The organism is Candidatus Methylomirabilota bacterium (assembly GCA_035260325.1).
GTDB lineage: Bacteria > Methylomirabilota > Methylomirabilia > Rokubacteriales > CSP1-6 > AR19.
In genome coordinates this window covers 1-11,501 of sequence record DATFVL010000256.1, presented here as the reverse complement: position 1 = coordinate 11,501, position 11,501 = coordinate 1, and the positions used below count along the sequence as shown (strand labels likewise).

Below are 11,501 nucleotides of genomic sequence, written 5' to 3'. Positions count from 1 at the left end.
TCTTCATGACGGGATCCGCGTAGGCGGTCTGGTTCATGCGCTCCACGTAGGCGTCGCCCAGGAGCTGGCGCCGCAGCTCGCGGCCCTTCTGGTAGGTCTCGCTTCCGACCATGGCTGGCCTCCTTGCAGGGTTGGTGGCGTGACGGCCGGCGTCAGGCGCGCTCGAGGATGTGGAGGCCGCGCCCCCGGTCGATCAGGTAGATGAGCCCGCGCTCGTCCACGAAGACGTCGTTGCTGCAGACGCGGGTGCAGCCCGCGGGGACCTCGGGCAGGAAGTGGGCGACCTCGCGCGGGGCGTGCGGCGCGGCGATGTCCACGATCCGGAGGCCGTGAGCGAACCAGGCCACGGGGATCTCCGTCCCGGTGATCCGCTCGCAGGGCTGGTGGCAACCCGTGTACTCCGGCTGCGGCGTGCCGTCCACGTCCGCCACCTGAAAGCTCGCGAACGGGACCGGCCGCCGCTCGTCGGTGATGTCCACGACCCACAGGAACGAGGGCGGACCCTGCGCGAGCTTCGCGACGTCCTCGTCGGCGACGAGCAGGATGCGCCGGCCGTGGAGCGGGAACGGCACCGGGAGCGTCGTGTGGGTCGGCGTGATGAACGGCGGGCTCCAGTCGAGCCCGGAGACGAAGCGCGGCTTCGCCATGTCCTCGATGTCGAGGATCACGAAGCCGCCGTGCCAGTAGCTCACGTAGAGCCTGTCGCCGAGGCGGATCGGGTGGTGACAGCGGTGCTGTCGCCCCGTCCACGATGGCGTCTCGCCGCCGCCGACCCACTGCCCCGGCATCCACCAGCGTCCGACCTCCTCGGGCCGGCCCGGGTCCGCGAGGTCGAGGATCATGACGATGTTGCCGACGTACCCATCCATCTCCGGGGAGATATACGCGTAGCGGCCGTCGAAGGTGAACCGGTGGACGCCCGAGCCGCCGCAGCGCCAGAACGTGATCTCGCGCGGCCGGCTCGGGTTCGAGACGTCGTAGATCACGAGCCCGCCGCCGAAGCCCGAGGGGACCGGGTGAGCGGGCTGGGCTTCGCGGTTCACGAGCATGACGCCGTTCTGCGCGCGCACCTTGTGGGAATGCGTGCCGGGCGGCAGCTCGAGCGCGGCGAGCCGCCGCGGCGCGGCCGGGTCGCTCACATCCACGAGCGTCGTGCCGTGGGGCGCCTTCATGTGGGCGACGTAGGCGACGCGGCCGTCCACGACCACCTGCCCGCCGCCGGGACAGTCGAACCAGCCGACCGGCTTCAGCCCACGCGCGCTCGCGCCAGCCGCCGATGTCATCCGCCCGGCTACTCCCGGTAGTCGAGCCCGGCGGCGGCGAACTTCGCCTTGAACGCGGGACGCGCGAGGAAGGCGAGCAGCGCGCGGGCCGTGTCGGGCGCCGTGCTCCGCGCGGCGAGCCCGCCCGAGTACGTCGTGATCTTCTGCAGTTCCTTCGGCAGCGGGCCGACGAGCGTGACGCCCGGAACGACCAGGATCTCGCTCATCTGCTGCACGCACAGCTCGGCCCGGCCGTCGGCGACCGCCTCCGCCGAGGCGCCGGCGGGCCAGAGGAGCGCCTTGTCCTTCACCGCGGAGGCGATGCCCAGGCGCTCGAGGACGCCCGCGAAGTGGATGCCGCTCGTCGCGCCCTTGCCCGGGTCCATGTAGACGAACGACTTCGCGGCGAGGAGCGTCCGCTTGAGGGCCTCGGGCGTCGAGATGTCGGGCAGCGGGGCGCCCCGCCTCACCCCGACGCCGATGCCGACGCGCGCGAGGTCAGTCCGCGTGCCGGGAACGACGACGCCCCGCCCCGCGAGCTCGTCGATCACGGCGTCGGTCACGATCACGACGTCGGCCGGCTCCGCGGGCGCCCGCCGGCGCAGCGCTCCCGCGGTGTCGAACGCGAATACGACGGTGTGGCCGGTCTCCCGACGGAACGCCTCGGCGAGCTCCTCCACGACCGCCCTCACAGCGCCGGCGCTCAGTACTTTGAGCTCCACAGCGTCCGTCCGGCCCGCCGGCAGGGCGAGGGCCGCCAGGCACACCACGGCGAACGTCCAGGCGATTCGGCCCGCGCGGTTCATGCCGAGCGAGAGTATAGTCTGGGACATTCGCTGCCGGAAGCCCGAAGGAGGACAGCCGTGGCCAAGTTCAAGATCGTCACACCGGCCGGGGCAAGCTACACCACGCCGGGCGCGGGTTACACCTTCGAGATGGAAGCCCTCACCCCACTCGGCGCCGAGATCGTCGAGATCGACGCCAAGACCGACGAGGACTTCGCAAAGGCCGCGCGCGACGCCGACGCGGTCTACGCGAAGGGGCGCCCGATCACCAAGCGCATCATCGACGGCCTCGAGCGGTGCAAGGCGATCTCGCTGGGTAGCGTCGGCGTGGACTCGGTGGACGTCGCCGCGGCGACCGCGCGGGGGATCCCTGTGACGAATGTCCCCGACACCTTCATCGAGGAGGTCGCCGACCACGCGCTCATGCTGATCCTCGCCACCTACCGCCGGCTGACGACGATGGACAAGTGGGTCCGGGAGGGGCGCTGGAAGGACGGCCGGCCGCTGCTCCACCACTTCCCGCGCCTCCTCGGCCAGACCCTCGGCCTGATCGCCTTCGGCCACGTGGCCCGGGCCGTCACGGTCCGCGCGCAGGCTTTCGGCCTGCGCGTCATCGCCTACGACCCGTACGTCGAGGAGCTCGTCATGACCCAGTACGGCGTGGAGCCGGTGGGCCTGGCCGACCTGCTGAAGCGCGCCGACATCGTCTCCATGCACGCGCCCTCGACCGCCGACGCCCACCACATGCTGGGCGAGGAGGATTTCCGACTCATGAAGCCCGAGGCGCTCTTCATCAACACGGGGCGCGGCCCCACGGTGGACGAGCGGGCGCTCGTCAAGGCCCTGCAGGAGGGCTGGATCGCCGGCGCCGGGCTCGACGTGCTCGAGGAGGAGCCGGCGGCCCCGACCAACCCGCTGCTGCGCATGGACAACGTCATCCTCACGCCCCACGTGGCGTCGGCCTCCGCCCGCTTCGATCCCGAGCGCAAGCGCCGCGTGGGCCGCGAGCTCGCGCTGGTGCTGAGCGGCCGGTGGCCGCGGAGCTGCGTCAACCCCTCGGTCCTCGAGAAGTCAGGGCTCCGGCGCTGGCAGCCCTACTCCATGGAGCGCGGCCCGGGCGCGTAGTCTTCTCCGCGTCCACGGTAGGGATCTCACCGCGTACGAGAGGGGATCGCCGTGACCACGCGGCACGCGTCCGTTGCCCGTGGGCGGCTGGGCTCCATCCCCGCGCGTGGAGTTCGCTGCCGCGTGGCGGGAACGGGTCCCGGCGACCCCCTCCCGCACGCGGCGGATCCCTCCCGCTCGCGGCGAATTCCTCCCGGGCGTCTAGAGCTCGAGCGCCTGACGGATCGCGGCCTCGGGCACGCGGATCTCGACGCCCGCACGCTCCTCCTGCAGGAGCATCGCGACGCGCGAGTCGCGCTCGCCCCAGCCGCGGTTGAGCGCCTCGGTCAGCTCCTCGAGCGTGACGTTCGCGAGCCGCATGGGGACCCGGTGCTCGCGGCCGAGCGCGGTCGCGAGCGTCACGTCCTTGTGCGCGAGGCGCAGCGCGAACGACGGCGGCTCGAACTTCGCGGGCAGGAATTGCTCGGCGAGACCGTCGAACGTGCGCCGCCGCCCGCCCGCGCCCTGACGCACCGCCTTCCACAGGGCGAGCGGCTCGACCCCCGCCTTGACGCCGAGCGTGAAGACCTCGGCGAGCGCGGTCTGCACGACGTAGCCCGCGCAGTTGTGGACGAGCTTCGCGATCGAGCCCGCGCCGATCGGGCCGACGTAGTAGGGCTGGTCGCCGATCGCGTCGAGCACCGGCTTGCAGCGCTTGAAGATCGCCTCGTCACCCCCGACCCAGAGGGCGAGCTTGCGCGTCTCGGCTCCGCGCGGGCCGCCGCTCACCGGCGCGTCGAGCATGTGGATCCCCCGCGCCCCGAACACCTGGTGGATCCGGCGCACGAGCGCGGGCGCGTTCGTCGAGAGGTCGAAGTAGACCTTGCCCGCCGCGAGCCCCGGCAGGAGCCCCTTCTCGCCGAGCGCCACCGCCTCCACCTCGGGCGGGCCCGGGAGCGACGTGAACACGATCTCCGTCGCCTCCGCCACGCCGCGCGGCGTGTCGGCCCAGCGCGCGCCGGCCTTCACGTGGGGTTCGGCCGCCTCGCGGCGCACGTCGTGGACCACCAGCTCGTGGCCCGCCTTCATCACGTTGGACGCCATGTGGCGTCCCATGGTGCCGAGGCCGATGAACCCGATCTTCATGGCTTCACCTCGTCGAAGACCTTTCGCGCGATCCGACCGGCGGTCATCGCCGCGGGCCAGCCCGCGTAGAAGGCCAGGTGCGTGATGACCTCGCCGATCTCGGCACGCGTCACGCCGTTGGCGAGCGCGCGCTCGAGGTGACCGGGGAGCTGGTCGCCGCGGTACATCGCGGTCAGCGCCGCGACGGTGATGAGGCTCCGGTCGCGCTTGGACAGCCCGGGGCGCTCCCAGACGTCGCCGTACAGGACCGTCTCGCTCAGCTCGATGAGCTTCGGCGCGACCTGCCGGACCTCGCTGCGGGCGGACGATGCGGTTCGAGGGGTGCTCAAGGCTCTCTCCTTTCGTGGGTCACGAAGACGCTTTCGCGATGACGAGACGGTAGCCGAGATCGAGCTCGGCGCGGCCGAGAAGGTCGCCGTGCCGGCGCTCCCACGTGCCGTCCTCCAGATCGCGGCGGAGCCGCGCAAGGCCCGGCTCCAGCGTGCGGATCTTCGAGAACGTCGAGATCGCGCCGCGGACGCGCGCGTCCAGGTAGGCGCGCGGGCGCCGCCAGTAGGCGCCGAGGAAGCCGTCGACGCAGTCGTGGGGGATCGGCAGGGTGCGGACCTCGATCGGGCCCAGGGCGCGCCCGAACTCCTCGAGGGTCGGGAAGATCGGGCGATCGAGCTCGACGATCTCGGGAAAGTAGTCCTCCACGAGCCAGAAGCCCGAGGTCGCGGGGTCCCACGTGACGATCACCGCGCGTCCGCGCCCGACGCGCGCGAGCTCGCCGAGGCCGCGCGCGCGGTCCGGCCAGTGGTGCACCGTGAGGATGGCGAGGGCGGCCGCGAAGGCGTCGTCCCGAAACGGCAGCTCGAGCGCGGACGCCCGGACGACGCGCGCGCTCCCGGTCCGCCGCTGGCGGATCATCGTCAGGGACGGTTCCACCGCGACGACGGACCGGTCCGACGGCTCGTAGGAGCCCGCGCCGGCGCCGACGTTCACGACCGTCTCGGCGCGGTCCAGGGCGCGCAGGATCGCCGTCGCGATCCGCGGATCCGGACGGCGCAGCGTGCCGTAGCCGGCGCCGATCTCGTCGTAGAGCTGCGTCATCGCCCCGCTCGCTCCTCCGCGTCGCTGACTGTAGCCCACGCGCGCGCCGCGGGCAACGTCGCACCGCGACGGTTCTGGAGTACACTCGGGCGCCAGTGAGGTGACCCATGTACGAAGTCTATGCGCTCAAGTACGGCGAGCGGGACACGGCGGCCTGCCAGTTCTTCTACCGCGAGGCGTCGCACGCCCAGATCACCCTCGACTACTTCGTCTGGCTGATCCTCGGCGGCCCGCACCCGATCCTCGTGGACACCGGATTCCTCGACGACGACGCGCGGGCGCGCGGGATCCGGAACTACGTGAGCCCGGCGGCGATGGTGGAGCGCGCGGGCGTCCAGCCGGGCGACGTGCCCCTGGCGCTCATCACCCACCTCCACTACGACCACTGGGCCGGCCACAGCCTCTTCCCCGGCGCCGAGTTCTGGATCCAGCGGGACGAGGTCGCGTTCTGGACGGGGCCGTTCGGCCGCACGCCCGCGTTCCGGCAGTCGGCGAACGTCGAGTCGCTGGCGCGGCTCGTGACGCTGAACTACGGGAACCGCATCCGCATCGTCGACGGCGACCGCGAGGTCGCGCCCGGGCTCCGCGTTCACCGCGTCGGCGGCCATACCGCCGGGCTCCAGATCGTCACCGTCGAGACCGCCCGCGGCACGGTGGTCCTCACCTCCGACGCCTCGCACTTCTACCGCAACGTGGAGAAGCGCCAGCCCGTCCAGATCCTCACGAGCCTCCCCGAGATGCTCACGGCCTTCGAGACGATCCACGAGCTCGCGGGCGCCGAGCGGCTGATCGTCGCCGGCCACGACCCGGAGGTCGCCGAGCGCTTCAAGGCGGTCGAGCCCGGCATCATCAAGATCGCCTGACCGACGCCCGCGGGCCTCGCCGTCGGCCCACTGACGATCCTCGTCATCGCGGGGTCATTCTGGCCTCCTACCGTCGCGTGTAGAGCCGCGGATTTCCTGGACGCCCGAGTCCTCGGGCGCTGGCACACCGCTTGCGCCGGAATCGCGCGGGTACGGCTCTCTCGCTCGCCTGGGAGCGGACTCACGCGTTGGTGGAGCGCCCTCATGACGAAGCTCAAAGTGCTCGTGACGATCGCGGGCCTGGTACTGCTGGCGGCGGCCGCGGCGCCGGCCCAGTTCTTCGCGCGGGATCCCGGAGTTCGCGGCGGGCCGGACGGCGCCGGCGGCATGCTGGAGGGCCTGACGGCCAACCAGCAGGCGTTCTTCGCCGTGAGCAAGGACGCCTTCGAGGAAGTCGACGCCCTGGCCGACGGGCTCGGCCCGCGCTTCAACCTCGACAGCTGCGCCGGGTGCCACGCGCAGCCGGTCACGGGCGGGACCAGCCCCTTCGTGAATCCCCAGGTAGCGGTCGCGACCGCCTTCGGCGCGCGCAACGTCGTGCCGTCGTTCATCACCGCGAACGGACCGGTGCGCGAAGCGCGCTTCAAGTACGCGCCCGACGGCGCGCGCGACGGCGGCGTCCACGCCCTGTTCGTCATCAGCGGCCGGAACGATGGGACGGCCAACGCCGCCGGCTGCCACATTCGGCAGGACGACTTCGAGGGCCAGCTCGCGGCCGGCAACGTCATCTTCCGCATTCCGACGCCGACGTTCGGCGCCGGGCTCATCGAGCAGGTGCCCGACCGCGTGATCCTCGCGAACCGTGACATGAACGCCGACCAGAAGACGCTGCTCGGGATCCACGGCCGTCCGCACCGGATCCTCTCCGGCGATCCCAACCGGAACGGCAACGATGGGACGATCGCGCGCTTCGGCTGGAAGGCGCAGAACAAGTCGCTCCTGCTGTTCTCGGGCGAGGCCTACAACGTCGAGCAGGGCATCACCAACGAGCTGTTCCAGACCGAGCGCGACGAGACCGTGGCCTGCCAGTTCAGGCCCACGCCCAACGACGTGACGAACATGGACGCGACGAGCCTGACGGAGGTGGTGAGCGACGTCGAGAAGTTCGCGTTGTTCATGCGGTTCCTGGCCGCGCCGCAGCCGTCGCACGACACCCCCGGCGGCGCCCAGTCGATCGCGCGCGGTCGCTCGCTTTTCGGGGCGGTCGGCTGCGCGGGGTGCCACACGCCGGCCCTCCAGACGGGCCCCTCGATGGTCGCGGCGCTGAGCAATCTGCCGGTGCGCCTCTTCTCCGACCTCCTGCTCCACCGCATGGGGCCGGGCCTCGCCGACGACGTCCTCCAGGGCCAGGCCGAGGGCGACGAGTTCAGGACGGCGCCGCTCTGGGGCCTCGGCAAGCGGATCTTCTTCCTGCACGACGGGCGGACGCGCGATCTCCTGGAGGCGATCGCCGCCCACAAGAGCCCCGGCGACGCGCGATTCGGGGCGTCGGAGGCCAACGGCGTGGTCGACCGGTTCAACGCGCTACGGGAGTCGCAGAAGCAGGACGTGCTGAACTTCCTCCGGTCCCTCTAGCGCGGGCCGGAGCGCTCAGGGGCGTCGGAGGGCGCGATACCACGCGCCCGACAGGACGAAGCGCGGGAATGTGATCCACTGCTCGGCGACGTAGCGCGCGACGAAGTCGCCGGGCCCGTCGAAGGGCGTCGGCGTCTCGGGCTCGAGCCGGTGGCCGCGGCCCTCGAGCGCGAGCGACGCGGCCATGCAGAGGACCGCGAGCGCCGCCGCGGCGCCTGACACGGCGACGGCGCCGTACACGAGCAGGACCGTTCCCGCCTGGAAGAGCGGCACCGCGAGCATGTGGATCCTGAGATTCGCGCGGGTGCGGTGCTTCGCGGCGTAATCGCTCCACTGCCACTCGAGCAAGCGCTCTCGCATCCTGCCGCCTAGCGCTTCTCGAACGGCGGCGCCGGATAGACGACCGGCATCGTCGCCGACTCCTTCGGCCAGACCAGCTCCTGCTTGCCGCCGATCCACTGGACGAACACCGACTGCACGATGCCGGTGCCGTCGGCGCGGAACTTCACCGGCCCCTGGACGGTCATCATGTCGGTGGCCGCGATGGCGGCGCGGAGCTTCTCGCGGTCGAGCGCGGCGGCGCGGGTCAGCGCGCCGGCGACGATCTGGACGCACGCGTAGGCCGGGCCCGCGATGGGATCCGCGGGGCGCCCGTACTTCTTCTGGTGCGCCTCGTTGAGCTCCTTGACGCCCGGCGCCTTCACGGCGTGGTGCCAGCCGGGGGCGAGGACCACGTAGTCACCGTCCTTGGCGAGGTTCTTCGACCAGATCGGCGGATCGGGGGCGCGGATCAGGAACAAGAGCTTCGGCGTGTAGCCGAGCTCCTTCATCTGCTTGACCATGGTCATGCCGTCGGGCGGCGTGGGGAGGCCGAAGACGGCGTCGGCGCCGGCGGCCTTGGATTTCAAGATTATGTCGGAGAAGTCCTTCGCGCCCGGCGCGTACTCGGCGTTCACGACGACCTGGTAGCCCGCGCCCTTGGCGGCGGCGGCCCACGCGCGCGCCATCTCCGCGCCCCAGTCCGTCTTCTCCTGGAAGACGGCGACGGCCTTCACGTGCGGGGCGGACAGGGCGGTGAGGAAGCCAACGAGCTGCTCGCCGATGTCGGGCGACTTCCAGAAGGGCGAGAAGAGGTAGCGGAAGCCCTGCTCGTGGATCTTCTTCAGCGCGAACGCGACGCCGAGGTACGGGATCTTGTTCTTCTCGGCGACCGAGGCGGCGGCCGCGTGGAGATCGGAGCCGAAGCCGCCCAGATACGCGAGGACCTCCTGGGCCGCCAGCGTCTCGAGCCGGCTCACGGTCTTCGTGGCGTCCGACTCGTCGTCGAGCAGGACCAGCTCGAGCGGCAGCTTCTTGCCGCCCACGCTCACGCCGCCCGCGGCGTTGATGTGCTCGACCGCGAGCTCGTAACCCGCGCGCACCTGGGCGCCGCCTCCGCCATAGCGGCCCGTCAGCGGCACGACGGCGCCGAGCTTGATGGTCTGGGCCGCGGCCGGCGCCGACCACAGCGACAGCGTGAGCAGCAGGATCGCGCTGAGAGCTCTCATCGGTGCCTCCTGGGTGGCGGGATGACGCCGAACTCTAGCACGCCGCGGAGCCACGCCGAAAGGTCACGGATCTCCGCGTCGCAGACCTCGTGCGCCATCGGGTACTCGCGCCACTCGACGCGGTAACCCTGCGCGTGCAGCAGATCGCGCGAGCGCGCGGCACGCGCCAGCGGGATCAGCGGGTCGTGCGCGCCGTGTGCCATGAAGATCGGCGTGTCGCGGTTCGTCGCGTGCGCCTCGGCGGCGAGGGTGGCCGCGAGCGGCAGATAGCTCGAGAGCGCCATGATCCCCGCGAGCCGCTCGGGATGACGCAGCCCGGTGTGGAGCGCCATCGCCCCGCCCTGGGAGAAGCCCGCGAGCACGAGCTTCGCCGCCGGGATCCCGCGCGCCTTCTCCCGCGCCATGAGCGCCTCGACGCGCGCCTGCGAGGCGCGGATGCCGGCTTCGTCCTCGCGCCGCACACCGTCGACGCCGTAGACGTCGTACCAGGCGCGCATGACCATGCCCGCGTTGATCGTCACCCGCTGCCGCGGCGCGTGCGGGAACACGAAGCGGACCCCCGGCGTCTCGGGGAGGTCGAGCGCGGGGACGATCGGCTCGAAGTCGTGGCCGTCGGCGCCGAGGCCGTGCAGCCAGATGACGCACGCCTCCGGCTCGCGCGCGGTCTCGACCTCGAGCGTCTCGAGGAGGTCGGACATACGGGGCATGATACCCCCGCGAGGCTGTATCTCTTCTACGACATTGACGCTATATCCGCCCCGCCCGTACACTCTCTGTAGTTGTAGACGAGCGAGGCAAGGAGGTGATCATATGGCTCGCCTGGCGCACGACGTGGTCCGCGCCGCGGTCAGGTTGCCCGCGCAGGAACGCGTCCGGCTCGTAGAAGAGGTCCTCGTCAGCCTCGAATCAGAAAAAGATCGCCACGCCGATGCGGCGTGGGCTGCGGAGATCGAGCGGCGCGCTCGGCAACTCCGGGAGGGCGAGGTTCGTCCGATCCCGTGGTCAAAGGTGCGCGCTCGAGTCCGCAAACGGGTCCGTGCCAAGACCTAGCATCCTCTTCCATCCTGAGGCTTCACGAGACTACGAGCAGGCTTACCGCTGGTACTTCTCCCGCAGCCGACCCGTTGCCGCCGACTTCGATCGTGAGATCGCGCGCGCCCTGCGCCTCATCGCCGCGAACCCGTTGCGTTGGCCGCGATTCGACGCGGCCCGACGGCGACTGTAAGTCCGGAAGTTCCCGTACTCCGTGATTTACGAGCTTAGCGACACGCGGGTCACAGTCCTCGCGATCGCGCACGGTCGCCGACGCCCGTTCTACTGGCGTCGCCGGACGGGGAGACGCTGACGCGTTCCTAGCCGCGCGGCTTGACCCACGTCTCCGACCACGCGAGACACGCGCTCGACCCCTGGCGGTCGCCGCGCATCTCGGGCCAGGGCCGGCTCGTCGCGACGCGCCCGTTCAGCTCCACCTGCGCCGACTTCGCCGGGAAGAAAGTGCTGAAGACGCCGATCGGGCGGTTGTTGAAGCCCGGCGGCAGCGTCAGCACGAACGGCTCGATGCAGTCCCACCACGTCATCCGGATCCGGTCGGACGTCGCGACGATCATCTCGACCGCCGTCGAGTGCGGTCCGCCGCTCCGCGTGAACTCGGCGCCGAGGACCGGCAGGTCGGGGTCGGCGAACGCCGGGAAGAGCAGCGTCTCGATCGTGCGCTGGAGCCAGCGCGCGACGGCGGTGTTGTCCGCGTAGATCCGCACCTTGCCGTCGGTGAGCGTGCTCTGGACGAAGAGCGCGTGCCCGCTGCCCGCGGGACACCAGAGGACGCGCCAGTGGCTCAGGCGGTCCGACTGCGTCTTCCCGCCGTCGGGGCTCAGGCGGATGAACGAGTTCTCGCCGGTCATCAGGACGTCGGTCGGGTCCACGGGGGTCGGCATGCGCCCGATCCTATCATCAAGGCGCCAGAAACGGACGGGCCGGAAACGAGCGCATCGCGCGGCGGTCCGCGTGTGCGCTAATAGGCGTCCGTGACCCCCGCGCGCCTCTACTACGGCTGGATCGTCGTCGCCGCGCTCTGCATCACCGAGACGGTCTCGTGGGGCATCCTCTATTACGGCTTCCCCGTCCTGC

General features: G+C 71.3%; 13 protein-coding genes. 4 read left to right on the top strand and 9 right to left on the bottom strand.

Annotated features, from left to right (window positions below; translation table 11 throughout):
- Positions 1 to 152: 152 nt before the first annotated feature.
- Entirely contained in the window at positions 153 to 1,283 is a 1,131-nt protein-coding gene (locus VKG64_16570) for a hypothetical protein (protein ID HKB26651.1), read from the bottom strand.
- Positions 1,284 to 1,291: 8 nt separating this feature from the next.
- Positions 1,292 to 2,068 carry a substrate-binding domain-containing protein gene (locus VKG64_16565; GenBank protein HKB26650.1) on the bottom strand — a complete coding sequence of 259 codons (777 nt, stop codon included), beginning with the start codon at positions 2,066 to 2,068 and terminating at the stop codon, positions 1,292 to 1,294.
- Positions 2,069 to 2,125: 57 nt separating this feature from the next.
- On the opposite strand from VKG64_16565, the gene VKG64_16560 reads away from it, so the two are divergent.
- A complete protein-coding gene (locus tag VKG64_16560; protein HKB26649.1) occupies positions 2,126 to 3,172 on the top strand; it encodes a C-terminal binding protein in 1,047 nt (348 codons plus the stop codon).
- Between the two features lie 201 nt (positions 3,173 to 3,373).
- On the opposite strand, the gene VKG64_16555 is transcribed toward VKG64_16560, so the two are convergent.
- Genes VKG64_16555 through VKG64_16545 form a run of 3 tightly spaced genes read right to left on the bottom strand, consistent with a single transcriptional unit; the run spans position 3,374 to position 5,389 of the window.
- Entirely contained in the window at positions 3,374 to 4,297 is a 924-nt protein-coding gene (locus tag VKG64_16555; protein HKB26648.1) for an NAD(P)-dependent oxidoreductase, read from the bottom strand.
- Entirely contained in the window at positions 4,294 to 4,626 is a 333-nt protein-coding gene (locus tag VKG64_16550; GenBank protein HKB26647.1) for a carboxymuconolactone decarboxylase family protein, read from the bottom strand. Before VKG64_16550 ends, VKG64_16555 begins: the two co-directional genes overlap by 4 nt.
- Before the next feature lie 19 nt (positions 4,627 to 4,645).
- Positions 4,646 to 5,389, bottom strand: a complete 744-nt coding sequence (locus tag VKG64_16545) for a methyltransferase domain-containing protein (GenBank protein ID HKB26646.1) — start codon at positions 5,387 to 5,389, stop codon at positions 4,646 to 4,648.
- A 107-nt stretch (positions 5,390 to 5,496) separates the two neighbouring features.
- Here VKG64_16545 and VKG64_16540 point away from each other — a divergent pair, with 107 nt between their 5' ends.
- Positions 5,497 to 6,252, top strand: a complete 756-nt coding sequence (locus VKG64_16540) for an N-acyl homoserine lactonase family protein (protein ID HKB26645.1) — start codon at positions 5,497 to 5,499, stop codon at positions 6,250 to 6,252.
- A 204-nt stretch (positions 6,253 to 6,456) separates the two neighbouring features.
- Positions 6,457 to 7,827 carry a di-heme oxidoredictase family protein gene (locus VKG64_16535; GenBank protein HKB26644.1) on the top strand — a complete coding sequence of 457 codons (1,371 nt, stop codon included), beginning with the start codon at positions 6,457 to 6,459 and terminating at the stop codon, positions 7,825 to 7,827.
- A 15-nt stretch (positions 7,828 to 7,842) separates the two neighbouring features.
- Here VKG64_16535 and VKG64_16530 read toward each other — a convergent pair whose 3' ends face one another.
- The 3 genes from VKG64_16530 to VKG64_16520 are packed head-to-tail and all read right to left on the bottom strand — an operon-like array spanning position 7,843 to position 10,072.
- Positions 7,843 to 8,187: a terminase gene (locus VKG64_16530; GenBank protein HKB26643.1), complete on the bottom strand. Its 345-nt coding sequence runs from the start codon at positions 8,185 to 8,187 to the stop codon at positions 7,843 to 7,845.
- An 8-nt stretch (positions 8,188 to 8,195) separates the two neighbouring features.
- Positions 8,196 to 9,374: an amino acid ABC transporter substrate-binding protein gene (locus VKG64_16525; GenBank protein ID HKB26642.1), complete on the bottom strand. Its 1,179-nt coding sequence runs from the start codon at positions 9,372 to 9,374 to the stop codon at positions 8,196 to 8,198.
- Positions 9,371 to 10,072 (bottom strand): alpha/beta hydrolase-fold protein, encoded by a 702-nt coding sequence (locus VKG64_16520; protein ID HKB26641.1) that lies wholly within the window; start codon positions 10,070 to 10,072, stop codon positions 9,371 to 9,373. Before VKG64_16520 ends, VKG64_16525 begins: the two co-directional genes overlap by 4 nt.
- A 112-nt stretch (positions 10,073 to 10,184) precedes the next feature.
- On the opposite strand from VKG64_16520, the gene VKG64_16515 reads away from it, so the two are divergent.
- Positions 10,185 to 10,424: an addiction module protein gene (locus tag VKG64_16515; protein HKB26640.1), complete on the top strand. Its 240-nt coding sequence runs from the start codon at positions 10,185 to 10,187 to the stop codon at positions 10,422 to 10,424.
- Positions 10,425 to 10,726: 302 nt separating this feature from the next.
- Here VKG64_16515 and VKG64_16510 read toward each other — a convergent pair whose 3' ends face one another.
- Complete coding sequence (locus tag VKG64_16510) at positions 10,727 to 11,308, bottom strand: hypothetical protein (GenBank protein ID HKB26639.1); 582 nt, start codon at positions 11,306 to 11,308, stop codon at positions 10,727 to 10,729.
- Positions 11,309 to 11,501 lie beyond the last annotated feature (193 nt).

Bases quoted from the DNA above. Each gene is read 5' to 3' on its own strand.
- VKG64_16570 (HKB26651.1), bottom strand. From the start codon at position 1,283: ATGACATCGGCGGCTGGCGCGAGCGCGCGTGGGCTGAAGCCGGTCGGC.
- VKG64_16565 (HKB26650.1), bottom strand. From the start codon at position 2,068: ATGAACCGCGCGGGCCGAATCGCCTGGACGTTCGCCGTGGTGTGCCTG.
- VKG64_16555 (HKB26648.1), bottom strand. From the start codon at position 4,297: ATGAAGATCGGGTTCATCGGCCTCGGCACCATGGGACGCCACATGGCG.
- VKG64_16545 (HKB26646.1), bottom strand. From the start codon at position 5,389: ATGACGCAGCTCTACGACGAGATCGGCGCCGGCTACGGCACGCTGCGC.
- VKG64_16540 (HKB26645.1), top strand. From the start codon at position 5,497: ATGTACGAAGTCTATGCGCTCAAGTACGGCGAGCGGGACACGGCGGCC.
- VKG64_16535 (HKB26644.1), top strand. From the start codon at position 6,457: ATGACGAAGCTCAAAGTGCTCGTGACGATCGCGGGCCTGGTACTGCTG.
- VKG64_16530 (HKB26643.1), bottom strand. From the start codon at position 8,187: ATGCGAGAGCGCTTGCTCGAGTGGCAGTGGAGCGATTACGCCGCGAAG.
- VKG64_16525 (HKB26642.1), bottom strand. From the start codon at position 9,374: ATGAGAGCTCTCAGCGCGATCCTGCTGCTCACGCTGTCGCTGTGGTCG.
- VKG64_16520 (HKB26641.1), bottom strand. From the start codon at position 10,072: ATGTCCGACCTCCTCGAGACGCTCGAGGTCGAGACCGCGCGCGAGCCG.
- VKG64_16515 (HKB26640.1), top strand. From the start codon at position 10,185: ATGGCTCGCCTGGCGCACGACGTGGTCCGCGCCGCGGTCAGGTTGCCC.
- VKG64_16510 (HKB26639.1), bottom strand. From the start codon at position 11,308: ATGCCGACCCCCGTGGACCCGACCGACGTCCTGATGACCGGCGAGAAC.